General features: G+C 44.4%; 23 protein-coding genes. 15 read left to right on the top strand and 8 right to left on the bottom strand.

All coding sequences use genetic code 11. From position 1 onward, the window contains the following. Positions 1-32 precede the first annotated feature (32 nt). The 13 genes from ICN42_RS04285 to ICN42_RS04225 all read left to right on the top strand — a co-directional run bounded on the left by ICN42_RS04285 (position 33) and on the right by ICN42_RS04225 (position 15597). Positions 33-653 (top strand): hypothetical protein, encoded by a 621-nt coding sequence (locus ICN42_RS04285; RefSeq protein WP_216251357.1) that lies wholly within the window; start codon positions 33-35, stop codon positions 651-653. Positions 654-680: 27 nt separating this feature from the next. Beyond that, positions 681-1205 (top strand): hypothetical protein, encoded by a 525-nt coding sequence (locus tag ICN42_RS04280; protein WP_255539232.1) that lies wholly within the window; start codon positions 681-683, stop codon positions 1203-1205. Positions 1206-1370: 165 nt separating this feature from the next. Next, a complete protein-coding gene (locus ICN42_RS04275) occupies positions 1371-2453 on the top strand; it encodes a glycosyltransferase (protein WP_216251355.1) in 1083 nt (360 codons plus the stop codon). 956 nt (positions 2454-3409) lie between these two features. After that, complete coding sequence (locus tag ICN42_RS04270) at positions 3410-4093, top strand: DUF6088 family protein (RefSeq protein ID WP_223146574.1); 684 nt, start codon at positions 3410-3412, stop codon at positions 4091-4093. A 4-nt stretch (positions 4094-4097) separates the two neighbouring features. Beyond that, positions 4098-5147, top strand: a complete 1050-nt coding sequence (locus ICN42_RS04265; RefSeq protein WP_216251353.1) for a nucleotidyl transferase AbiEii/AbiGii toxin family protein — start codon at positions 4098-4100, stop codon at positions 5145-5147. Positions 5148-5155: 8 nt separating this feature from the next. Next, entirely contained in the window at positions 5156-5896 is a 741-nt protein-coding gene (locus tag ICN42_RS04260; protein ID WP_216251350.1) for a toll/interleukin-1 receptor domain-containing protein, read from the top strand. A 389-nt stretch (positions 5897-6285) separates the two neighbouring features. After that, complete coding sequence (locus ICN42_RS04255) at positions 6286-7416, top strand: Fic family protein (RefSeq protein ID WP_216251347.1); 1131 nt, start codon at positions 6286-6288, stop codon at positions 7414-7416. An 85-nt stretch (positions 7417-7501) separates the two neighbouring features. Next, positions 7502-7918, top strand: a complete 417-nt coding sequence (locus ICN42_RS04250; protein WP_216251344.1) for a DUF6516 family protein — start codon at positions 7502-7504, stop codon at positions 7916-7918. Continuing rightward, complete coding sequence (locus ICN42_RS04245; protein WP_216251339.1) at positions 7915-8292, top strand: MarR family transcriptional regulator; 378 nt, start codon at positions 7915-7917, stop codon at positions 8290-8292. The genes ICN42_RS04250 and ICN42_RS04245 overlap by 4 nt, the downstream gene beginning before the upstream one ends. A 15-nt stretch (positions 8293-8307) precedes the next feature. Continuing rightward, positions 8308-8514 carry a hypothetical protein gene (locus ICN42_RS04240; RefSeq protein ID WP_216251336.1) on the top strand — a complete coding sequence of 69 codons (207 nt, stop codon included), beginning with the start codon at positions 8308-8310 and terminating at the stop codon, positions 8512-8514. 925 nt (positions 8515-9439) lie between these two features. Beyond that, the gene (locus ICN42_RS04235; RefSeq protein ID WP_216251333.1) at positions 9440-10021 is read left to right on the top strand and encodes a hypothetical protein; all 582 of its coding nucleotides are present in this window, start codon (positions 9440-9442) and stop codon (positions 10019-10021) included. Then, positions 10014-12869 (top strand): hypothetical protein, encoded by a 2856-nt coding sequence (locus ICN42_RS04230; RefSeq protein ID WP_216251329.1) that lies wholly within the window; start codon positions 10014-10016, stop codon positions 12867-12869. Before ICN42_RS04235 ends, ICN42_RS04230 begins: the two co-directional genes overlap by 8 nt. A 1-nt stretch (position 12870) precedes the next feature. Beyond that, positions 12871-15597: a hypothetical protein gene (locus ICN42_RS04225; protein ID WP_216251327.1), complete on the top strand. Its 2727-nt coding sequence runs from the start codon at positions 12871-12873 to the stop codon at positions 15595-15597. Between the two features lie 201 nt (positions 15598-15798). On the opposite strand, the gene ICN42_RS04220 is transcribed toward ICN42_RS04225, so the two are convergent. Beyond that, a complete protein-coding gene (locus ICN42_RS04220) occupies positions 15799-16020 on the bottom strand; it encodes a helix-turn-helix transcriptional regulator (RefSeq protein WP_216251322.1) in 222 nt (73 codons plus the stop codon). Positions 16021-16137: 117 nt separating this feature from the next. Between ICN42_RS04220 and ICN42_RS04215 the strand changes: the two genes are divergently transcribed. Continuing rightward, entirely contained in the window at positions 16138-17124 is a 987-nt protein-coding gene (locus ICN42_RS04215; RefSeq protein ID WP_216251319.1) for an HD domain-containing protein, read from the top strand. 10 nt (positions 17125-17134) lie between these two features. Beyond that, the gene (locus ICN42_RS04210) at positions 17135-18052 is read left to right on the top strand and encodes a tyrosine-type recombinase/integrase (RefSeq protein WP_216251316.1); all 918 of its coding nucleotides are present in this window, start codon (positions 17135-17137) and stop codon (positions 18050-18052) included. A gap of 29 nt (positions 18053-18081) precedes the next feature. On the opposite strand, the gene ICN42_RS04205 is transcribed toward ICN42_RS04210, so the two are convergent. The 7 genes from ICN42_RS04205 to wecB all read right to left on the bottom strand — a co-directional run bounded on the left by ICN42_RS04205 (position 18082) and on the right by wecB (position 25496). Continuing rightward, positions 18082-18417 (bottom strand): hypothetical protein, encoded by a 336-nt coding sequence (locus tag ICN42_RS04205; RefSeq protein WP_216251313.1) that lies wholly within the window; start codon positions 18415-18417, stop codon positions 18082-18084. Positions 18418-18481: 64 nt separating this feature from the next. Beyond that, positions 18482-20467, bottom strand: a complete 1986-nt coding sequence (locus ICN42_RS04200; RefSeq protein WP_216251310.1) for a nucleoside-diphosphate sugar epimerase/dehydratase — start codon at positions 20465-20467, stop codon at positions 18482-18484. 152 nt (positions 20468-20619) lie between these two features. Then, on the bottom strand, positions 20620-21861 hold the full coding sequence (locus tag ICN42_RS04195; RefSeq protein WP_216251307.1) for a DegT/DnrJ/EryC1/StrS aminotransferase family protein: 1242 nt from the start codon (positions 21859-21861) through the stop codon (positions 20620-20622). Between the two features lie 16 nt (positions 21862-21877). Then, positions 21878-22528 (bottom strand): NeuD/PglB/VioB family sugar acetyltransferase, encoded by a 651-nt coding sequence (locus ICN42_RS04190; RefSeq protein WP_216251304.1) that lies wholly within the window; start codon positions 22526-22528, stop codon positions 21878-21880. Continuing rightward, a complete protein-coding gene (locus ICN42_RS04185) occupies positions 22525-23136 on the bottom strand; it encodes a sugar transferase (protein ID WP_216251300.1) in 612 nt (203 codons plus the stop codon). Before ICN42_RS04185 ends, ICN42_RS04190 begins: the two co-directional genes overlap by 4 nt. Next, entirely contained in the window at positions 23136-24353 is a 1218-nt protein-coding gene (locus ICN42_RS04180; RefSeq protein WP_216251297.1) for a glycosyltransferase family 4 protein, read from the bottom strand. The genes ICN42_RS04185 and ICN42_RS04180 overlap by 1 nt, the downstream gene beginning before the upstream one ends. Positions 24354-24365: 12 nt before the next feature. Further along, positions 24366-25496 carry a non-hydrolyzing UDP-N-acetylglucosamine 2-epimerase gene (gene wecB, locus ICN42_RS04175; RefSeq protein ID WP_216251294.1) on the bottom strand — a complete coding sequence of 377 codons (1131 nt, stop codon included), beginning with the start codon at positions 25494-25496 and terminating at the stop codon, positions 24366-24368.

Below are 25496 nucleotides of genomic sequence, written 5' to 3'. Positions count from 1 at the left end.
TTCTCCAACGAATGCAGGATCGGCTAAAAGCCATGCGTAATAGCCCCCAAGAGGCTACTCAAGCTTCTTCATCAGCTAAAAATTCTGACAGAACTATAGGTGCACCAGCACGCTTAGCAAAGTGGCTTAAAGGCTCTCAAAATAAGCAAGGCACGCCATTTCAGGGAGGGGCTAGCCTTAGTTTGAAGCCAGCATCCGTTAGTACTGCACTCACTTATCTACTGATGGTCATTACAGCTGTGAGCGCCGCTTTCTGGATGATGCAGATTGCGCAAATTCCGGGACCTCCAGGTCAACCTGCTTCAGGCATTAATAAAGGCATCACGCTCTATAGTAATCAAGAGGGAGCGAATGCTTATGGCCTCTTTGGTAGCAAACCCATCGTGACCGACAATATTTATTTGCGCGGGGTTGTGGCTACTTCAAAAAACAAAGACGGAACCTTGGATGGCTTTGCCATCTTTGAGATTGACGGTAAACCTACCAATGCAATCAGCGTAGGCGAAACACTAGGCAAAGGCTTAAGCCTGCAAAGCATCGGCGATGAATCCGCCACCCTGCTCTATCAAGGTCAAAAATTGGATTTCAAGCTCAGTAAGCCGGGAAAAGAAAAAAGTGGCGTTAGCAGCAATAGCGCAGCCCACAAGAAGTAAAGAGCAATAGAAGAGTAAGAAAACAAGATGGTCACCAAACCACTTCTCAGCCTACTGGCAATGGCAAATCTACTCATGCCTAGTATCAGCCATGCAGATGAGACTAGCAATGATGACCTCTTTCAGATCATCAAACCAGAAACCAAAAACCAACTCTGGGTTAATGCTGGAATGGCCTCATACCATTTTCAGCAAGATAAGAATTTCAATAATGGCAACTGGGGTGCCGGCCTAGAGTACCGCTTTAATACCGTCGCCTCATTAACAGCAGGTCGCTTTTATAACAGTGATCGTCAATACTCCAACTACGCCGGTGTTTACTACCAACCCATCGCCATTGGCCCCATCAAAGTGGGTGCAGTCTTGGGTGGCTTCAATGGTTACCCACAAACCAATAACGGTGGCTGGTTTGCAGCAGCATTGCCAGCATTGACTTGGGAAGGTACTTGGGTAGGGGCCAACGTTTTTGTCATCCCAACGATTGGGGATCGGGTGCATGGGGCGATCTCGTTACAGTTAAAGCTCAAAGTGTTTGATCCAGAGCGCCAATAGCAGTGAATGCCAGACCCCAAGTAAACCCTTATAAATAAAGTCCGACAAAATAACTCCCGAATAGCACTCATACCTGCTGTAGAGCCAAGACTCCCAGAACACTGCACCGCAGGAGTCAAAGACAAATCCACCCCTTAAAACAGTTTTGGAATTTATAATGATCCAATGACTGGTTTATTGGCTGCCTTCTTTTCTTCATTTATTGCAACATTGCTGATTATTCGTTTTCAGCACTTGCATAGCCAGTTTTCTGCCGACTCTGATTTATCGGGACCCCAAAAGTTTCATAAATTTTCCGTCCCCAGAATTGGCGGAATTAGTATCGCCATAGGAATTTTCACCGCCACCCTCTTTCGCCTGCAATCTAATCCCGGCTCTACTATTGAGACCACCCTCTTGGTTTGCGCCATCCCCACTTTTGCGATTGGCTTAACCGAGGACCTGACCAAAAAAGTAGGTATCAAAACTCGCCTGATCTTCACAGCGATAGCTGCTGGTATGGCAGCTATTTATTTAGGCGCACTAATACCTAGATTAGACATTCCCGGCATTGATTACCTGCTTGCCCTACCGGGTATTGGAATTATCTTTACTATTTTTGCAGTAACTGGCCTAGCAAATGCCTACAACATCATTGATGGTTTCAATGGCCTGTCTAGCATGGTAGGCATCATCACCTTACTAGGCTTAACTTATGTAAGTTACACCGTTGGCGACCCATTGATGATGTACCTCAGCCTAGTGATGGCCGGATCTATTTTGGGATTTTTCTTATGGAATTACCCAAGAGGATTGATCTTTCTTGGGGATGGCGGCGCCTACCTCATTGGTTTTTGGATAGCGATCATTACCGTAATGCTTGTGGCACGCCACCAAAATATATCACCATGGTTTGCACTCTTGATCAATGCTTACCCGATTCTTGAAACGCTTTTCACTATCTATAGACGAAAAATTCATCAAGGGAAAAATCCTGGGTTGCCCGATGGAATTCATTTTCATACACTGATCTTCAGGCGCATTCTCAATCCGATTTGCAATGCCCAAAAAGAGGATATTTTTACGGCGAATGCAAAAACATCACCCTATTTATGGGTCCTAACAGCCATGGCGATCGTGCCCGCAATCCTTTGGTGGCATTCGACCAACATCATGATTGCCTGCTCATTCATCTTCACTGCAAGCTATATCTGGATCTATAAGAGGGTTGTGACTTTTAAAACACCCAGTTGGATGCATCCCTATTAATCAAAATCGTGAGCAAAATAAAGTAAGCCCTTCTTTATTTAATGAATTTGAGTACACTCAAAATCTGCCACACAAAGATCAAGACAATTAATGAAGCAAGCACAATTAAGCTCAATTCAATTCGAAAGAGGCGGGAACGTTTGTGGGTGTATTCAATAGAGAGCATCTTCATCCTTCAGATAAGTGAAAGATTAAGAGTAAGCAGCTAACCAAAAAAGCACCATCGGATCAATTAGAAAGAACTGAGGGAAACTTCTGACAAGAGGATTTGATGGCCCTAAGCAGGTTCGATACATGGTATTAGCAGGCCCATCGCCTTATGAGCCATATACCATATAGACCCATGGCAAAGTGATATTTCTGAGAATTGGCTTTAAAGCATCCAGGGTCGAGAAATGATTTGGGTCAATTTTGCGATTTCAGAACAAAAAGCGAACCTCAAAAATCATTTTTGCGTTTTAAAAAAATCGAAAAGTTTTGAATGTATTTTCACAATTGTGAAGTTTTTAAAATTTAGCTGAATTTCAAAAAGTGTGTGGACACGACAATTTTTTGCATTTGTGAACACTTCGCAAGCTAAATTGAAAGTGGCGTGGACACGCATTGTTGCAACTACAGCCATGAGCAAGATAGCTCGCACTGTCATGTCAATTTGAAGCAGCAACCTTCAAGACAATGGAAGAGCTGGGGATTAAAATTGCGTCCTAAGGACGCAATTTTAATCCCCAGTATCTGAATTTCCGCACGCGCTCCAGATCAAAAAGGCTTCCCATTCATGGCTAGGGTAGCTTCATCGACACCTAAGCCAAGTGGCTTGAACACCCTCCCCCTTTATGATCCTTTGAGATATATAGCTTAGGTCATTTTTTATACAAAGATAACTCCTTGTTTTATATAGTAATTTACCTATTAATTTATATTGTTTTTGTCCGATATTTGTATATAATTTAAGGACTATGAACGCCCTAGTAAGCCCTAAAACCCCTCTTAATACGCTGATTGCTCGGCGCATTAGCCATAGTCAAGCTGATAAGGTTTGGACGGCTAGGGACTTTCTTGACCTCGGCAGCCGTAGCGCCGTTGATAAAACGTTGCAACGCCTGACCAATAAAGGTGATTTACGCCGCATTGATCACGGTCTATATGACCGTCCACGAGCCAATCCACTCACCGGAAAGCCAACTCAGCCAAACTATCAGCAGGTGATTTGGGCTATTGCACGGCGCGACAGTGCTCGCATACTGATTGACGGCATGACCGCCGCCAATGATTTAGGACTCACCAATGCAGTGCCAGGCAAAGTGATTGTGCATACCGATGCACGCATCAAACCGATTCAAATTGGTAATCTCACCATCCAATTTAAGTTAGCCTCCCCTAGCAAACTCCTATGGGCCGATCGTCCTGCGATGCGAGTAGTCCAAGCACTGCATTGGCTCAAAGATGGCATTCAGCAAAAGGACCCTGCAGCGCAAGCGGATGTCAAAGCTACTTTGTCCAAGATCTTTAATGACCCCAAGGCAGGGGTAATGATTCAACGAGATCTCAAGAAAGACTTATCTCGCCTGCCAGCATGGATGCATCCCTTGCTCAAGGGTTTGAATGATTTACCCAAAGTCTCAAGCCCCTCATTAAACTGAGCAGATGAATAGCAACTTCCTCAAAGTTCTGCAGGCGAGTGAGACCGATCGGCGCAATCTCTTTTTAGAAACTGCGACTCGCTTAGGTACGCCACTGCGTAACATTGAGAAAGACTTTTGGGTTTGCTTTACGTTGGATCTGCTGTTTAACGGGAAAGCTGAGGGTGAACCACGTCTTTTATTCAAGGGCGGCACCTCTCTATCAAAAGCCTACGATTTAATCTCACGGTTTTCTGAAGACATTGATATCACCGTGTATCGCGAAGATATCGGGCATCCAGCTGACTTAGTAACACTGCAAAGTTGGGGAAAAAATAAACGCGCTGAATACCTAAAGGAAGTAAAGGCTACCTGTTCCGCCTACATCCTCGGGCATTTAAAAGAGCGTCTTACTACGCAAATTGAAACAGAATTTGCTAATGCGGGCATCAGCATGCCTGAGCTCAAAGTTGTGATCGACCCAACCGATCCTGATCGGCAAACGCTACTAGTTGAATACCCATCGCTGGAAACATCCGGCAAAGATGGCTATATTGAATCGAAGGTCAAGATTGAGGCTGGCGCTAAATCCGCTTTAGATCCTAGCAATCTTATGACCATCAAGCCCTATGTAGGCCAAGAATTTATTGGTGGTGATTTGAGCGTACCAAATGTGAATTGCATTGCGCCCGAAAGAACATTCTGGGATAAAGCGGTTATTGCCCATGGCTTATGCGCTTGGTTTGAGACTCGGGGCAGCCTCAGGAATAATGGCAACCGCATCTCTCGCCATTACTATGACTTACACATGCTCTTAAATAATACCGTGGGCCAAAATACCATTAAAGATATTAGGCTTGGCAAGGAATGCGCCTTGCATGCCTCAATCTTCTTTTTTGATAAAGACTCCCGACAGAGTTTAGCTGCGGATGGTAACTTCTTAATCTACCCTAATGATGAAATGATCCCAGCGCTAAGCAGGGATTATGAGCAGATGTCCACGATGATTTTTGGTGAGACGCCTACATTTGACGAGATTATTGACACCATTAGATCTGCGTCAAAATTACTTTAGAGTGATTAATGCCCAATGGTGATGCGGGCAAGTCGAAAGGGATGGCAATGTACAAATATGATTTTGGATTATCTTTCGCCGGGGAAGACCGCGACAAGGCAAAACTCCTCGCAGACTTGCTTAAGGCTGAGAAAATTCGAGTTTTTTACGATCACAATGAAGAGGCAGAGCTATGGGGGCAGGATCTTTATCAAAAATTTCAACAAATATATGGGCGTGAATGTAGGTTTTTCATACCATTCATATCGGAAAATTATTTAAAAAAACAATGGCCAAAGCATGAATTAAAACAAGCGCAGGCCAGAGACTTTAAATCTGATGTTGAATACATTCTGCCCCTTCGACTTGATGACACAGAGCTTCCTGGGTTAAATATTACTACCGGGTATATTGACCTCCGCAATCACTCTATCGAAGAAATCACCCAACTTTGCCTTCAGAAATTAATCCGAGACGAGCCTATTCGTCAACTTTATGTCTTTCTCAGAGAAAATAACCCAACCTCAATCAATCAACTAAGCATTAAATCCAAATGCCTGGTAATACGTGTTTCAACCGCAAAAGCTGCCCATCTAACTAGCATCCTTTCCAATATTAGCCAGAAAATCTGTCAGGGCCATGATCATCGCAATACACTCATGAATGGTGGATTTGGCCCGTCAGGCGCAATACCAAGCGCCGACCTGGAACCACACACAATATTTTCATTGACTTTGCACGATGATTTTTATGCTGCAATTCAAATATGAAGCGCTATATGCAGGATTTAAGTGGGCTCACGCTATAGTCTGACGTGATCTCATGTCTCCTGTCTAAAATTAGTTTTTGTTGATGAAGACTATGGACACGCTGCTAGAAAAACCCAACATAGGGCTCTCGCCACCATCCATTGAACTCAAAATCATCAAGATAATTAATTGACAAGCACCACATTAAAATTACAACAGTAACTAGCTTAGTAACGCTGAATTTGCACGCTAACATGGTCGATGTTAGCGTGCCATTAATGATGTTAACTAATTGATTTTATTGGAATTTATTAAAGATATCTGTAACAATGCGGTGATTACCTCCATTTAATCCGCAATAAATGCGGAGAATAATAGACTTTGCGGTGAATACACCCTATAATCTCCGCATGGATAGCGGAGATAAGAACTACATTTGGCAAGATTCCCAATGGCCTCATTGGGAATACGACCTCAAGCAGCTCACTGGTTTGTTGACTCAGGTTTACCAAGCTCAAGGACGCCTACTGGGGCGCTTACATCATGTTGGTATTCACCTGCGCGATCAAGAGTCCTTACGCGTACTCACCGAAGATGTACTCAAAACCAGCGAAATTGAAGGTGAAAAGCTCGACCCAAACTCGGTCCGCTCATCCATTGCAAAACGGCTGGGTATCGAAATCGGAGCCTTAGCTCCGGCAGATCGTCATATCGATGGTGTGGTTGATATGGTGCTCGACGCTACCCAGCACCATCAGAATAATTTAACGCAAGAACGACTCTTCGCCTGGCATGCCGCCCTCTTTCCTGCTGGCTATAGCGGCTTATCCAAAATATTGGTTGGTACTTGGCGCGATGATGCCCTAGGACCCATGCAAGTTGTCTCGGGCCCCGTGAGTCGTCAACAGGTTCACTTTGAGGCGCCGCCAGCACCATTCTTGCCACCAGAAATGGCGCAGTTTTTACTCTGGTTCAATGTAGATCAGCAAGATGACCCCATTATTAAAGCAGGCTTAGCTCACCTCTGGTTTGTGACGCTGCACCCTTTTGACGATGGCAATGGTCGGATAGCAAGGGCAATTGGCGACATGGCATTAGCTCGAGCAGATGGATCATCGCAGCGTTTTTATAGTCTATCAGCGCAAATTGGACGCGATCGTAAAAATTACTATGATCTTCTTGAGAAAACCCAAAAGGGGACGTTGGATGTGACGCAGTGGCTTAGCTGGTTTTTAAGTAGTCTGCTATCTGCTATCCAAGTTGCAGAAGCGGCGCTCTCTACAACGCTTATCAAAACCAGCTTCTGGCAGCACTGGTCTGGAACGCCGATGAACGAGCGGCAAATCAAGTTACTTAATAAATTGCTTGATGGATTCGATGGGAAACTTACTAGCAGCAAATGGGCTCTGATTGCCAAGTGCTCACCGGATACTGCATTACGAGATATCACTGATTTAGTAGAACGTGGTGCTTTAGTGAAATCGGATTCTGGGGGCCGGAGTACTAGCTACGAATTGCAGGACCCTATTAACAACGCTTAATAGCACTTACCGCAAAGCCACAGCATTCGCGAAATATAAGTTTGACTCGGGTGTCAAAGTAGGTTTAGACTTATCCTATGGTGATATGGTAACGTATGATAAAAAAAATGCTGAACATACGCTGGAGTTTCTACTGGACTTTAACGGGCGCATCCACTGCTATGAAAAGGGATATTGGGTGAAGTTCGAAATAACACAGGGGGATAAAAGTGAACTAAGGCCGCATGGATTGAACTACTCGTTCACTCTGCACGACCCTAGCAACCAGAGATTAATTGGTTTTGACAATGCCCATGCTGTTCCCGAGAAAGGGTCAAACTATAAGGCGCGTTCAAAAGCAATAGATCACTGGCATAGGACTGAAAAGGACAAGGGGCGTCCTTATGAATTTAAGAATGCAGAAACATTGATTGATGATTTTTTTAATGAAGTTGAGCGGGTACTTGCTGAGCATGGTATTTCGCTTGAAACCATTGAGACAAAAGAAGGAAATAGACCATGAAGAACCTTAAGATCCAAAGCCACGCATCTTTGCGCAATGAAATGAAATTGGTTGCACGCGGAGAAAAAAAGGCGCCAAAGGATGCCGGGGGAATGAGTTTTGATTCCGTAGAGGCCTTGTTGCGCCTCCTGACACCACAGAACCGCGAGCTACTCGCCGCTATTCGCGACAAAAAACCCCAATCAATCGCTGAGCTGGCTAAGTTGACAGGTCGAGCCCAGCCTAACCTGACACGCACTTTGGGGAAGTTGGAGGCTATCGGCTTTGTGCGCTTTAATACTGTCGAGCGTCGCAAGGTTCCGACAGCTTCAATTCAATCACTCCAAATCAATATCGATCCGTTCTCACAAAACGATCGGCTCGAGTTTGCCTAAACAGGGTTGAAAAGTATGACTAAAGAAACGCCAACATCGGTAAAGATGGAATGCGATCTGCGTGATGAGTTCAGGGTGCCAGCTAATGAGCGCAATTGCCCCAACGCATACAACGAAATACCCAATACATTAACGGCCAAAGTCATTGCTACAAGTCGCAAAGGTGAAGGAGTATTTACCGCAAAAAGCACCTCAAAGCTATATAAGCAATTGGGCATTTAATGTTGCTGGGTAGCCATATAGAACAGCTCAAGTAATCGCGGCCAATTAATTAAACGCAAAATATAGATAATCGATGCACAAGCATCGATAACCTCAGGAATATAGGTGATATGAATATTATCGATGCCTATGCATCGATAAATAAGGCGCCTAGCTTGACGCTCTTAATCAAGATTTACCCGCACTCATTGTCGCCAAATAGCTATGATCTGAATAAAAATCATGCTGAATGTCGCTTTATAGCTAAGATAGCGGCGATATTGTCGTAATTTAGCTATTAAAGTCATTTTCAGCACAACAGAAGATCCTTAGTTTGTAAGGTAGGCAATTTCTCAAAATATGTACCTCATCGCTAATATTAAGCATGGTTCACTTAGCCGTCATCATGATGCAGGCTGACTATCTTGAATGCGCATGAAAAACCAACTTCACATTTAATCTGAGCTTAGTTTTGGCATGAGAAAGAAATTCGCATACTCCCATTACGAAATAAAAATAGATTTTCATCGCTTCTTACCAAATTTTTTATCCACAGATAGTGTGGACACGCTACCTTAAAAACTTAAGAGGGTGTGGACACGTCTTCACCAGAAAATATATGTGCGCGAATACAACATCTCCCTAACTTCGTAAAAATAATTTTGCTTGATTTTTAGCTCTTCAAATTATTTCGAAGTACACAGAAGTGAATCCTATCGCGTTAGAAACAAAAATTCTGTCTGCGCGTTACCCACATTGACTCTTAATTTTTGAATTGATTTTTTCGGCATGAGATTTACAACAATAAAAGTCAAGCAGCATTTATTTATTTCATAAAATTTACGAAATTAGTATAGTACAACGCTATACTGCCCGTGAATAAAGGGCTTGCTGTCGATTGACATTCCGAGATAGGATGAATTTTTATAACTATCAGAATGAATCTGTGAGCACAGCACCACCACTCGATAAGCCAGCATCTCCAACAGGGAGAATGACTTTCATCGAGCTGTCTGCCGATCAAATTGTGCTTGACCCCGGGATCATTCGAAAAACGATGCAGGCCCTCAAAGAAGGAAAATCTTCTGTTGGCCTCATCCAAGATGACCGAAAGCAAATCGATCTACGAATCAATCCTGATATTGCTTTTAGCCAATTGGGGGTTGATCCACCGATAGTTACCCCAATCAATAAAGAGCTTACACGCTACTCCTTGATCGCTAAGTATTGGCAGATTGATCTCATTGGCCTTCTCATCAAAATTAATCCCCATGAAAAACTCAACTGCTTAGTGCAAGTAAAAAATAACTCCGAAGCACTTGCCAACACCTATGCGGATGCCCAGTTCTCGGGGCGTCTCGCTTTGTCGAACATGCTATCCCAGCAATGGAATACTGCCCTACTGCATGACTGTTTTGAGCAGCGCCCCAGCGATGCCCAGTTTGCGCAGTTTATAGGTGTCACCACAAAAGCCTTCCAAGACATGCGCGCCGCGCAGAACCGAAGTAAAGCCAAACCTCATGAGTGAAACCTACTGCCCCAACTATTACATCAGCTCTGAGCTCAAAGTCATTTATGACCTACTCTATCCCCAACTGAATTTTCAGGACTTTCTCGCTAGATCGCATTCAGTCATTACCGAGCCCTTTCATGTGGGTTTTTATGACTTACCGCTAGATAGTCAAGTGTTGGAGCCCGATTTAGAGCTGAGGCAATTGCTTTATTTCTTAAAACCCGCCGCCGATTTTCGGGCCTATCCCGAGTTCGTCAAAACCCTTCATCGCATAGTCACGGCGCTGATTGAAAGCGGCATTGGCCTTACATCACTCGCCATCCCTTTTGAAAGTCTATTAAAGACGGCGCTAAAGATTGAGCAAGTAGTACAGCGCAATTACGAGACAACCTCATTAGGTACTCTTTTCCCGCAATTTCGCCCTCAAGCAATGAGTGATCTCAAGGCAAGATCTGCTGGTCGCTATTACACCTCCAACCCCATGTTCAGAAAAGGATGCTCAACTTTTCCGCTGTACTCAATTGCGCTAAACAACATGCGTTGGCCCGAAACCGAATCGGACCTTGAAATCAGGGAGTATCGCGCTACTGACAATTGCAATGCCCTACTCATCGCTGCGATTTACCTCTGCGCAAATGAGCGCCGCTTAACACCCATCAGTGAAGGTCGCGATCTCAATACTCTTGAGAAAGAGAGCCTGCACCGCAATCCCTATACCTTTTTATTGCAAGAGCCCGACCATGCTCCCGATCGCTCAAAACTTTGTGATGTTGACCGCAAGATTCGCATCCAAAGTCAGTCATGGCCCAATCTCTCGCAAAAAATACGTCGCCAATTAGAGCGCATCATCAACCGCCCCTATTCCGATTTAGTTCGCGTTAGCGCATTTTTACTACTCAACCCCATTTTTGATGAGCCGATCATCAATGCCGGAGTTACCAATCTCAAACTCCTATTGCAATTTTTTTCTGAGACTCGAATAGTCCATGGTAGCTCTGCCAAAGGAGGGGGATCGGGCGGATCCTCTGTCTCTTCAGCCGGAAACCATACCTGGGAAATTCCTCCCCAGTTCATTACCCAGGAAGAAGATCTTTACGGCAATATCGTAGAAGTTTATCGCCTGCCCCAAGCGCCCATTAGCAAAGAGCGCATCAAAGAACTTGAGGAACTGGGCGAAGATCCCTATGAGGATGAGTATGACGAGCCCCCAATTGAAGTGCTCTTTATGGCGCAGGGGAAATCGTCACAGCTCAAACTAGACAAACACACCAGTCACACCCAGCTTCTGCTAGCTTCCAAAAATCAAGATCTTTCGTGGAATCGCATCACCCCCACCCACGAAGAAATGGAAGCCTTTCTCAGCTTTATTCGTAGTCAACCAGGCATAGCGCCACAGATACTGTTGATGGTAGCCATTTTGGCCATTGACTTAGATATGGCACTCTCTCTAGAGGTATGCCCAGAGCAAGAGTGGGATTGGCTCAGAGGTCAATCTCGATTTAAGATTGGCGGGACGAATGACACATTACGTGCCTGCTCAATTACTGGACATACCAACCCATTTGAAGTTTGGGTCTACCCCATTCCAGTGCGCGCTCTTAAGCACCACGCCAATATTGACGCGTCAACTCGGTATCAGAGCCACACCAGCGCCATTGCATTTACTGATTTCTCGGGGGTCGCTAAAAAGCTGATCGACAAACAGCTTTCCAGTGGAGCACTCTTGGGCCCAGTACCCGCCTTTAGCAATCAAGACAAAATCGATATTGCCCAACAATGCAAAGAGCTGATCAAAGAATTTAATCGCCAACAAAATGGGGGCGTAAAGCTCACTGCCGGCAAAAGAAACATCAGCATCGAAAAAATTCGGCAATACAGTAAAAGTTACCTCCTTAATCTGGGATTTGATTCCTTGTTGGTAGATGCCCTTGACTGGAAAGTGCCGGACTCTAAAAAGTCAACTCTTCATTACTTCACAAGTCATTTATGGCAAAAACCCCAGCACGGTAAATGGGGGCTTCAATATTACTTAGCCAATCGCACCGCATTATTGGAACATTGCGCTGGCCAACCATTGCCCGGAATTAAAAACCATATGATTTTCGCCACTGGCTTAGTTAAACCGGAGATCGTAAAAGCCTATGTTCTGACCTTACATCAAAAGATAGGCACTTGCCCTGAAGCGATCCATTCCAAAGGTGATTTAGTACAGTTTGTACAGGCAATAAATGCCTATAGCCAATATGTGGCATTTTGGTTTTGCCTTGAAACATCCCATCGCCCGCACCACATCCCATTTGGCGATGTCTTTCAAATCGATCCTTTGCATGGCTTTATTAAACTCAAGGACAAATCCGATTCCGAGGGCAGTAAATTTCGATTGGCCTGGCTCTCTGAGGCCTTACGATTGCAGATGTTTGACTATGCCTATACGATTGACACCCTCATCTCTTGGGCAAGACAGCAAGATATTGAAGTGCAAGCTGATCTACTGATACTTTTAGAGTTTGATCAAAATAGCTCAAAACACCTTCGGATTAAGCCGCTAGATTCGCGCTATTTTGCAAAGCAGATTGGCGATGAACTCCAAGTGGAAGCCAATTTTTATCGCAAGCTGCTATCTGACCTACTCCGAGAAGGTCCCGACCCCGTTAGTCCAGAAGATGTTGATCGCTGGCTTGGTCACTGGATGACCGGCACCGCTCCATTTCATCTGTTTACGAGTGCTTCTCCCTTATCGCTGGTTACGCGCATGCAAAACAAGATTCAATCCGTGATCTCTAGCTTAGGCTTTCATGCCTTTGAATTTCGATTGCCCAACCTAGCCTACGATCTAGATGACTCTGAGAAAGGGAGTATTTAACATGAATCTCCCATTAGAAAAACCGACCCATTCGCTGATACCAAAGGCTCAACCGAAGATTGAGGTGCCGACTAAGTCAGGTAGCAAGACGATCATCAATGCCGTCGTCGATCCTATCGCTGACCTTAAGGCTCAACTCAAAAGCCACCTAGCCAAGAGCGTTGATCAGGACTTGATTAATCGCATTGAGATGATGGCTGCGTCGAAATTCCTACTTGAGAGTAAAGAGTTTGACAGCGTTGAGAATATTGCCCAGCACATCCGCAAAACCCTCTCCTTATCGGTGCTAGACGAGTTTGAAGAAAATGGGCCAAGCCTCATTACAAACTGGGCCTTAGGCTTACTTCAGTTTCCAGCCCTGCTACTCCCATTGCAAAACAAGCAATCAACAAAGCAGATTGAGCGACTCAAAAAATTCTATTGCGCCTTTTTGTCGCGCCTACTGAGAGTTTTAAAAACGCAAGCCTCCACTAAAACTGATGGAATACGCGCACTCTTTGAATTGACAGATCAGTGGCGCTTAGATTATGAGCAAATTACCCATACTGGGTTTAATGAAACCTCCAATATTCGTGTTGGCCTTCTCGAGCCCAATGCCTACGCCCAAGAAGACGAAGCGGGCTACCTTTGCTTGATGCACATTCTTTCTGCCTTTGAAAAAGGGGAGTTGTCATCGATCCCCTGGCGTGAACTGAACCCTAAAGCGCAATTTGGTGGCTACCTGTTCTTTGTAATTTGCCTCTCTGGCGTAACAACCCACTCCCAACTCAAAGTGATAGCCGACATCAGTCTCATGAGGCAATCCCTTGATGCGCCCTTGAGTAGTCTTTTGCTTCCCATCGATTCAAGCCTACGCTTAGGCGAAGTCTACGATCTTGAAAAACTGGAGTCAGGACAAAATCAAACTGATCGCTGGATTGCCGATCCGGTGAGCGTCGGCCTATACCAACGCCTGCGTAAGAACTGGAAATTTGGGTCGGCAGACTCTAACTTTTACAGCAAGTGCATCCAGGAATTTTTGGGTGTGCTTAAAACCATGTTGCAAGAGCAAAGTAGCTCTAGTAAATCATCTTTAACGGGTGGTCAGATCTATTTACTCAAACATGCCCTGCTGCACTTCTCCAATACCTCTTTACTCATTAGTGCCAGCAAGGCCTACCAATGCCGCACCCTACCGGCCTTTGTTTGGCATCGCTTAGCACGGGATTTTGATACTAAGGGCTTGGGCTATCCGAGCCTGCATCGCTTAAACGTCATTGAACTCGCACCTCAAAAGAGGCAGGGTAAGCAAGTGAAGGTGAAAATGACTCCCACTGATGAATCCGCCAGCGAGGAGCAGATCACTCCATATCCAACGATTGATCTAGATCTGCAAAATCATTGGGCGCAATCGATCTTAGATATTGCCGATGAGTTTGCCAAGGCCAAGTGCAATGCACCAACAGCCATCGCACAACTCGAACAAAACAAGGCGTTATTAGAATTACCCCCAGAGACGGTATTTCCGCTGCTTTCTGATTGGGCCGGATGGCTCATTGCCAATATCAATGCCAATGAGAAAAATCGTGGGGAACTGGAGCTTGTCAAAATCTTCCTACCACCCATGGTGCAAACCTATGAGATGTATGCCGATTTTCAAGACATTGATGCCGAAAGTAGCATTGATGAATACGATGTATTAGAAACAGAATCGCACTACAACAAAAAAGATCAAGAAAAGCTACGCCAAGCATGGAACTCGTTCCACGAATATCTCATTGAGATTGGGCAAATTCAAAAGGATCAATTCACCCCCATTAAAAAGGATTCCAAGTTATCGCGTGTTGGAAGTGCCTATATTAGTGAGCCCGAGTTTGAACTCGCACGAGAAACCCTCTACTCCCAAAATGCGGATTTACCGCAATTGCGTAATATTTGCCTGGTGGTGCTCACCCTAGCGTATCGATTGGGACTGCGTCGCTCTGAAGTGGTCAAACTCTCTACAGCCCACATCTCCTTTCTAAATGGGGCAATGTGCGGCCTATCGGTTCAGTGGTGGGTTGAGCGCGGATTGAAAACAGCCTCATCAACCAGAATCATTCCCATTAAAGCCTTATTGAGTGAGCGAGAAATGCTGTGGCTTGAACTCATTACTGCGGCTAGAGCCCGAGGCTTATGGAGCACAGCCGATCTGTTGCATGTATCAATCGAGAAGCTTAAGAAATACATTCAGAATTGCAAAACGCGTCCAATCACCACATCTCATAATTTCCTCTTTATTGAGGATAGCTATCTAGGTCAAAGAAACAAAGCAACGGCGCAAGTCGATAAAATCATCACACTTATTCATGAAGCTATCAGAAGTCCAGGCGACTCCGCAGCGCAATTGCGTTTTCATCACTTAAGACACTCTTGCGCTTGCAATACCTCCCTACTGTTACTAGGCAAGCATTTACCCAATTCAAAAAAATATCTTTTTAATTTGATGTATGGCAATCCAGATGCCATCGAAGAATTAAATGCGCCAGATAGAGGGCCTTTAGCAGTCAACTTTTCGAATATTCAAGTACGCATCGATGACTTTGAACTGCGCAGCACCAAAGCAAGAGAAGTACTGCTTGCAGGAGATGACTCTTCAGGCTCAGACTTGTATGCAGTCTCGCGCTTACTAGGGCATTCTTCGCCGATGACTACATTGACTAGTTACATTCATGTGACTGATGTCTTGGTGGGGGGCCTTTTTAAATGAACGCTTTTGCGCTTTTCCTGAGAGGCTGCAGCTAGCTATTCATCCGGACTTTAAATCCCAATTGGAGGCGCGCAAGAAATCCCTAAAAGATATGCAAGCAGAGGTTACGCTTCTGAGTGCCAAGGCGCTGGGTAGGCCTAAAAAGATAAGAGTTATTAAGCTCAAAATGCCCAATCAAGCTAAGCCCTCTAAGACAGACTTTTAGTCGTCCACATACTCCATGACATCTTGGACTTTGCAATCAAAGAACTTGCAGAGCTTTTCGATGTTGTGGGTAACGGTACCGTAATTGCGTGTATTGATCATTTTCGATAGGGTCACTCTATTGATGCCAGTAGCACTAGCTAGCTCAAGCAAGGTCACCCTTTGACCGTCTTTGAATTGCTTTTCAGCAATTAACTCTTGTATACGAAATCGAATCATTATTGCGATATCTTAACCGATGTGCATATTTCCTTGCTTTTTCTGAATACTTATGTTAAACTATATTTACATTAGAAGTAATAGATAAATATTTGCATATATAAAGGTATTTTAAGCATGATGAACAACTCCGATAAGCACACTAATTCCTCCGCAACCATCGAAGATTGGCACGACTTTCTGCAAATTCCACCCGTATCCCGGCTGGTGAGCAATTCCATTTCTACCAATCTGGAACCATCGGGAACGCAAGCCCATCACGCCTCACTCTTTGGAGATGGTAAAAGGTTAGAGGTGCAATGGAACGAGGCGATTGGCAGCCCACTGATTCATGGTCATCCGCTGGTGAAAATCATCCCCAGAAATCTCAGCGTACTGTTTGATGGTGGAGCGGTTCTGATAGAGCAATTGGAGATTCTAAAAAGCCCGCTTGCATCTATCAATATATTCAGCACCGCCCTACCCTCCTGGCTTAATAACCTAGAGTTACGCGATAAGGCCATCGTCTGCTGGAATTGGCTTGATGAAAAGAATCGCTTACTTTTAAATTCCCTATTGCATGATGATGCATTCTTCAAACGCTTTTGCGAGGGGCCCAGCTCAACAAGCAATCATCATGCGTACCGCAATGGCAACCTTGAGCACACGATTGAAGTCATTCACATTGCTACCCTCAATTGCCTGCACATCCATAACGCCAATTATCAGCTGGCCCTCATCTTTGCCTGGTTGCATGACATTGGAAAAGCGGATGAATACCAATCCAGTAATTCACCCGATAAGCAATACAAACTAACTTCCACTGGCTATCTTCATGGCCATCAAATGACGGGCTTTTATAAGTTACTGGAAGCGCGTACGAAATATACCCCCGAATATCCAGAATCAACTTTTAATCACTTGCGCCACCTAATGACAGCGCGCATGAGTAGCGACCCACTGAACTATCGCAATGCCCAAATGATTGAGTATGACTTGGTTCAATTAGCAGACATTCTCTCGGCTAAAGGTAACTTACACAGCGATGCCTTTTGTGGATTGCCCTTTGGCAAACATCCATTCTTAGGGAATAGCAAAACTCCTAACTTTAGATATGAACTCTAAGGATTCAGCCATGAGTAACTCAGAACTAAACCTAAAAGCAAGGGCGGCACTTGCTGAAACCCTCGAGAGAATTGACGGAGCATATGCCCCAGCAAGCATTCGTGCTTACAAGGCCGACTTTAATGAACTGATTCGCTTTTGCGATGAAGAAGAGGAAGATGTATTACCCACTCACCCTCAGACAATTGCAAACTTTATTCTGAAGATGAGTAATGGCAAGAGATCATCCGCCAGCATTCGAAGAGCAGTAGCTGGTATCGCAACCATTCATAAACTCAACCGCTATCCCGACCCTACCAAAGACCCCGATGTCGTTCTGGAGATGCGCAGAATGCACCGCAAGTTAGGGCGCTCCTGCAGTCAGGCTGGCAGCATCAATGCAGACACCTTAGATAAATTGTTACTAGCTACCGATGATTCTATTAGAGGAATCCGAGATCGCGCCTTATTGCTAGTAGCCTATGACACCTTATGTAGACGCAGTGAATTAGTCTCTCTGCAAGTCAAGGATGTCAAAGTCAACATTAAAAATGGTATTGAGACGTCATCCATTCTCCTGAGAAAAAGTAAAACTGATCAGGACGCTACTGGGAAATGGCTACACCTAAGTCAAAGAGCTCACTTAGCATTGGCTGAGTGGATAAAAAAGCTTCCTGATGGACAGGAAATGTTGTATTGCGGCCTAAACCGCGCACTAGATATAAGCCCCCAAATTGGGGCAGGCCAGATTAATCGCATCTACAAGAAGATTGCTCGAAAAGCGGGATTGGATGAATCGGCAATTGAGGGGATCAGCGGCCACTCCATGCGAGTAGGTGCTGCTCAGGATTTATTGAATTCCGGAGCAAGCATGCCGATCATTATGCAAAGAGGGAGATGGTCTAAGACTGATACGGTCATGAGATATGTAGAACACTCTAATTGCTAAACTCAGAATGCAGCACCGCTAAAGCTGGGCTAGATCTTCAAGCCAATTCTTGCCATGCGAGCCTCAATTTTTGCCTGAGCCCAAGGTGCAATATTCACATACTCAATTTTTTGGTATGGGTACTTGCGAATGGTAGCGGCATGTAGGCCAATGAGCTCATTGGCAATAACAACCCCGGGCTCATCTAGAGTAACCGCATCTAAAGCAATCTGGGTGCCACCACATAGAATTTTGAAGAGGCCAGAATCTCTTGGATTGGGCAGCTCTTCAATGATGAAATACAAGACCCCATCTTGATATACGGGGCTTGTAAATGAATCTATAAAAAATTGCTTAAGATCAGAGAGAAATGTATTAACTGACATAATCCATCACTGCTTTAAAAATGCACGAAGATCATGGCCCAAACATCAAGCTTAAATGGGGCGCTCATGGCTTAGGAATTTCCCCCCCATTCCAATCTACTGCATCGCCATTGGGCTGGTAGCCAGGCACTAACTTTTTGAGCATACCTCTAATCAACTTACCATCACATGCATCCAAGGCAACATTAAGCTTTTCAAGCTCTTGCTGTAGATCACTCCAAGATAAAAATTCTTCATGCGCCTTCATGATTTTTGGGTGGGCTGTTGGCTGCGGGTTGTCACCAATCAAGAGTTCTTCGTAGAGCTTTTCCCCTGGACGCAAACCAGTGACTTCAATCTCAATATCGCCATGAGGGTGAACTTCATCCTTGACCAATAGGCCTGATAAATACACCATCTTGACAGCTAAATCATGAATACGCACGGGCTCGCCCATATCCAACACAAAGACATCACCCCCAACAGCCATGGCGCTGGCTTGAATCACCAACTGCGCCGCCTCTGGAATGGTCATGAAATAACGCGTCACTTCAGAATGTGTCAGGGTAATGGGGCCGCCTGCCGCAATTTGAGCGCTAAAAAGTGGTGCCACAGACCCCGATGAGCCCAGCACATTACCAAATCGCACCATCGAAAAATTCGTTGAATGATCATCTTTAATATCTGCCATTGCCTGCAAAACCAGTTCAGCAATGCGCTTACTTGCGCCCATGATATTCGTTGGTCTGACCGCCTTATCGGTGCTTACTAAAATGAAATTGCTTACACCGCACTCTAAGCTCGCTTGAGCGCAAGTGAATGTTCCAAAAACATTAGTGCGAATGCCTTCAGCAGGATTTTGCTCCACCAATGGAACATGTTTATATGCAGCCGCATGAAAGACCGTATTTGGCTGATGAGCTCTAAAGATCTTTCGCAACAAATCACTATCTCGAACTGAAGCTAAGCAAGCCACCAACTTGATTGGCAAAACTGGGTGGGGCAGCAAAGCTTGGTCATTACTGCCATTCGCTAAATGATTCCCATTAAGCCCAGTAACAGCCTTCTTTAATTCTTCATAGATTAAATAGAGGGAGTACTCACTACTATCGAGCAAGATTAATGATTTAGGAGAAAATTTAATAATCTGACGACAGAGCTCACTACCAATGGAGCCGCCCGCTCCAGTGACCAATACAACTTGGTTGCGAATATTTTTTTCTAATAGCCCTACTTCAGGCGGAACTACTGCTCTGCCGAGCAAGTCATTCATATCCAAATCATGTAAGTCTGAAATCCTAACCCGACCAGAGGTCAAATCAATGAGTCCTGGCAAGGTACGAACACGTACGCCACATCCGTTTAATGAGGAGATAATTTCGCTTCTGCGGGTTTGGCTAGCGGAGGGGATGGCCAGAAGCACATCTGTAATGTCAAGTCGTTGAATTAAATCTTGCACATCGATGTTGGGATATACAGAAATCCCATTCACAGTGCTTCCCTGCAAGTGAGGGTCATCATCAATAAAGCCTTTGACCAACATTTCTTTAGTGCTAGCGATGCCTGATGCCAATTGACGGCCTGCTGCGCCAACTCCATAAATCAGCGCAACAGGCTGAGCTCGATGAAATGACTTTTGAACATTGTTGATGCTGCCCAACCAATAGCGCACAAAGTATCGACTGGTACCAATTCCGATAAACAATAAGATAGGTTGAATGACGCCAATTGACCGAGGCACATCATCCACCCCAAGGAGTGTAAAAGTGCAGAAGAATAAGCTTGTGTAAATGATGAAAACACGCGCCATTGAAGCGAGTGCAGCTGAGCCAACATATCTAAAAATAGCTCGATATAAGCCAAAAGAAATAAAGAGGGGAAATGAAAATCCAATGGCAGCAAGGAGAACTATCCACTGCTGGCCTTGAAAATAGCCCCACTGGTCTAAGCGAAGCCCAAAAGCCAGCCAAACACTGAATGCGCAAATAATGACATCACAGTACATCACCACACCCCTCTTAACTGAGCGAGGGAGGTTTAATAGTGACTGTTTAGTTGTATTAATTGGCATTGAAGAGATTATAAATTATTGAATGAATTTATAGGCGCCTTCAAAACTATCGGCAAAATTACTTTTTCCCAGGCGCCGTAAAGGATTTTAGTGTGCAATACATTGATTTTAATGATATTTTTGAATTTCGGGAAATCAAAACCTTAAAATTCTTATACTGACCCAGAGGCTTTTGTAAGCACACTCTGGATCACTTCGACAGATCTTTGCATTTCTTTATTAGTAAGGGTTGGGTGAACAAGAAACATTAAGCTATTCTCACCCAATTCCTTTGCGACTGGCAGGCGAGCAGTTGGCCTACATTCAGTGCTATCGAAAGCCTTTTCCAGGTAAACCTCGGAACAGCTCCCCTGAAAACAAGGAACACCTTCCGCATTAATGGCCTCAATAATTCGATCTCTACTCCATTCGGGCGCCAGCCCCTGTGGCCGAAGATAAACGTAGTATTTATAGTAAGCATGTGAGCAGGATAATTTACAATCTTCATTCCCCATGGAAGCGATCGAGCAACTAATTGAGCATCCAAAAAATGGTGCTCGAATAACCCCGTCTTCGAGAGAAAAAGGCTTGAAAGCTTGCTCCAGAAGACGAGCATTAGAAGTTCTTTTTTCTGTCCAATCAGCCATACGTCGCAACTGTATTCGACCAATAGCAGCTTGCATCTCGAGCATCCGCCAATTTGTACCAAAACTCTCATGAAGCCAGCGAAACCCGGGGGGATGTTGCTTTTCATATACTGCAGCAAAACTTTTTCCATGATCCTTGAATGACCACATACTGCGCCATAGAGCTTCGTCATTTGTTGTGACCATACCCCCCTCGCCCCCCGTGGTCATAATTTTGTCTTGGCAAAAACTCCAAGCTCCGATGTGACCAATGCTACCAACAGAGCGCCCCTTGTATCGCGCTCCATGGGCTTGAGCACAATCTTCAATTACAGCAAATCCATGCCGTTCAGCAATACTCATGATTGGATCCATATCACAGGGCCAGCCAGCTAAGTGAACGCAAATAACCGCCTTAGTTTTAGGGGAAATTACAGCAGATATGGTTTGAGCAGAAATATTTCCTGAATCGGAATCCACATCAGCAAAAACCGGGGTAGCCCCCGCATTAACCACACAAGAAACACTTGCAATAAAAGTACGTGGCGTAACTATCACTTCATCACCGGGGCCAACGCCCAGCGCCTTTAACGCAACATCTAATGCCAATGTGCCGTTAGCCAATGCCACTGCATAACGAGTTTCACACCAATCCGCAAACTCTTTTTCAAATTCCCGACACTCATTACCAGTCCAATAATTAACCTTATTGCTTAGTAAAACACTATGAACTGCGGAGGCCTCTTCATCTGTGAAGCTGGGCCAGGGGCTAAAAGGGGTATTGAGCATATTACGTGTTAACTATTTAAGTTTTATTCATAGGGCGAGCAGGATTGCCAACCACTATTGTATTTGGCGGAACACTTTTGGTAACTACGGCACCCATGCCAACAATCGCCCCGCGACCAATTACTAGCGGCTCCCCAGGAGCACCTTGTTTAATCACGGCACCAGATCCAATATATGCATGATCTTCAATGTGGATATTTCCATTACATTTGACGCCAGGAGCAAAAGTTACATAATCTCCAACGACACAATCATGCTCAACATAGCTATAAATATTGGCATGAAAATGTTTCCCAATGCGGATATTGCTTGTAAGAGTTACAAAAGGGCAAAGAATTGCGCCATCGCCTATCTTGACATCATCTAACTCGACTACGTTTGAGGCGCGCACTTCAAAGAACTGCACGCCATCACTCGCGCACTTTCTAGCTAATTTTTCTCGAATTACGCTATTAGCAATCGCAATATTAATATGCTGACTACTCGCAGGTTGAGATAGCCATTCTTCGTAGGCAAGTACTTTGTGCCCATTGATCAACCCTGAACCTGGACGATCATCTACAAATACCAAATCATATTCATGGTTACTAGCTTCCAGTTGCTTAAGAGCCAAAGGCAAAACACCGCGACCGCAGCCACTGGCGCCAAAAATAGCGAACCGCTTCACAATAATTCCTTTTGCGAGTGATGATTACCAGTGAACGGTGACATGGTTGCCTCACCCTGCGCACTAACCCCATCTCGCCCCAAAACTTTATGCACCGTTAGAAAAAGAATTTTCAAGTCTAACCAAAATGAATAATTATCAACATACCATTCATCCAGCATAAACTTATCATCCCAGCTAATTGCATTTCTCCCATTGACTTGGGCCCACCCAGTAACCCCAGGCCTTACCTCATGACGACGAGCCTGATTAGGCGAGTAGAGCGGCAGATAGGCCATTAATAATGGGCGCGGACCTACTAAGCTCATATCCCCCTTTAAAACATTCCAAAGTTCTGGCAACTCATCAAGACTGGTGGACCTTAAAAAACGACCGAATGGAGTTAGCCGATTGGCATCTGGAAGCAAAAGTCCATGAAGATCACGCTCATTAGTCATTGTTCTAAATTTAATCATCTCAAATGACTGTGATTTGAGGCCTGGGCGTGTCTGCTTAAACAATACTGGTGCACCCAATTTAACTCGAATCATAAACATCAATATGACTAGGGGCAGCGCCAAGATAGTTAGAAGCAAAAATGCAATCAAACAATCAAACAATCTTTTCATTAAAGCCTCTTAAAAATTTCAGCGAACTTACCTGCACCAACCGCTAGCGAGAGCTGATCACAGTAATATTTTCGGGAATTTTCACCCAACTGAGTTAATTGACTGTGATCTAAAGCCGCCAATCTTTCTGCCGCCCGAGCTAATTCTTTGGGGTTTTGTGATTCGGCGGTAATTCCACCATTTGATTGGCGAACCAAGTCAGATGCATCCCCGTCAACAGCCATTAAAACGGGTTTTCCTACACACATATAGGCCTGAGTTTTTGAGGGAATGGTAATTTGAAATAATGGGTCTTTTTTTAAATGGACAAGCAATGCATCAGAGGAGATCAAAAACTTTCCTACTTGCGCCATTGGAACGGCAGGTAAAAAAACTATATTGGTCAACTGCATATCTGCAGCTTTATTTTTTAGTCGCAGGGCATCTACTCCACCACCAATCATCACAAAAACCACTCTAGAATTAGCAGCCTTTAACAGTGCAGCCGCCTCCAGCACAACATCCAAAGCCTGAGCCTTGCCCATATTTCCTGCAAAAATAACTTTAAAGGCATTTTTATCAGGGAAATTTTCTGGTAAGGTACCCCCTGGAGTAAGTAATGAATCCTCGTCTGCCCAGTTATAAATCACCTCGACCTTATCTTTTCGCACTCCACGGTCTATCAACAAGCGCTTGAATCCAGGAGAAAGGACCACAATCTGATCAACCTGACGATAGACCCAATTGCAAACCTTGCTCACAACCGCTAATAAACGCGCATTATTAATCATTCCAGTAGCCCGCAAGGTATCGGGCCACATATCCTGAATATCGTAAACAATAGGAATTCTTCGGAACATCTTAATCAGACTTGCTGCAATGCCTACTGTTAATGGAGGATGATAGGCGTATATAACATCTACCCGCTTCATAAAAAATAAGCCATAAAATAAAGCTGAAGCAGAAAAACTCACATAATTTAAAATACGCATAATTGCAGACTGATCGTGACTTGGGTACAGAGGTAATCGAGTTATATTTACCCCATCAATCACTTCCCTCTGTATCAATGCAACCTTATATCCAGCATAAATCTTGCCGCCTGGGTAATTTGGAATGCCCGTGATAACTTCAACCTTAAAACCTTGCCTTACCAATTCGCGTGCAAAAACCAAACCCTTAAAAGTTGGCTCGGGGTCAAACCATTGGGCTAACAGAGCTATTTTTTTGTCATGCATGCTAGAAAAAATTTAATACTTCTTCCAGACTACACGGTTAACATAATCGGTATAGCTATGAATAACACGAATAACCTTGTCACTCACATTGGGCATACTGTAGTCCGAAACTTGACGAAGAAGGCGCTTAGTGTCTCGCGGCTGAGTGGCTAGAATAGCCAGCCCCTGCAGTACACGTTCAATACTTAAGCCTACCATCATGACAGCAGCCTCCTCCATTCCCTCAGGTCGCTCATGCGCCTCTCGCAAATTCAGGGCTGGAAAATTCATAATGGAAGATTCTTCATTAATCGTTCCACTATCAGAAAGTACCGCTCTAGCTGTGACCTGTAAGTGGTTGTAATCAATAAATCCTAATGGCTTTAGCAATTGAACATTTGGATGAAACTCAATGCCCTTCGCATCAATCCTTTTTTGAGTGCGGGGGTGAGTAGACACAATTACCGGCATTCCATACTTTTCAGCTATGACATTAAGGATGTTGACTAGTTTCTCAAAATTACGATCCGATTCAATATTCTCTTCCCTATGAGCGCTAACTACAAAAAATTTATCAGCTTCTAGACGCAAACGTTCCAGTACATCTGACGACTTTATCGCTGAATCGTAATGCGTTAATACTTCGAACATGGGACTACCAGTCTTAATTATCTGGTCAGGCGGCAAGCCTTCACGTAATAAATATTCCCGTGCAATACTGCTATAGGTCAGGTTTATATCAGCGGTATGATCTACTATACGTCTATTGATCTCCTCAGGGACGCGCATGTCAAAACAGCGATTACCTGCCTCCATATGAAATATAGGAATTTTTCTTCGCTTTGCAGGAATAACGGATAAACAACTATTGGTATCGCCTAACACCAATAATGCTTCGGGCGATTCACTAACCAGCAAACTATCAATACTTGCAATGATTTTGCCGATAGTTTCGGCCGCACTACCTACAGCAGCATTTAAAAAATGGTCCGGTTTGCGAATCCCAAGATCATCGAAAAATATTTGATTAAGCTCATAGTCATAGTTTTGACCAGTATGCACAATGATGTGTTCACAGGACTCGTCTAGACGCGCCATTACCCTGGATAATCTAATTATCTCCGGCCGCGTTCCAACCACAGTCATCACTTTTAATTTTTTCAT

Origin of the sequence: Polynucleobacter sp. 71A-WALBACH (assembly GCF_018882365.1) — a bacterium.
Lineage (GTDB): Bacteria > Pseudomonadota > Gammaproteobacteria > Burkholderiales > Burkholderiaceae > Polynucleobacter.
The sequence above is the reverse complement of the archived record's forward strand: the minus strand, read 5'-3'. Positions and strand labels throughout refer to the sequence as shown.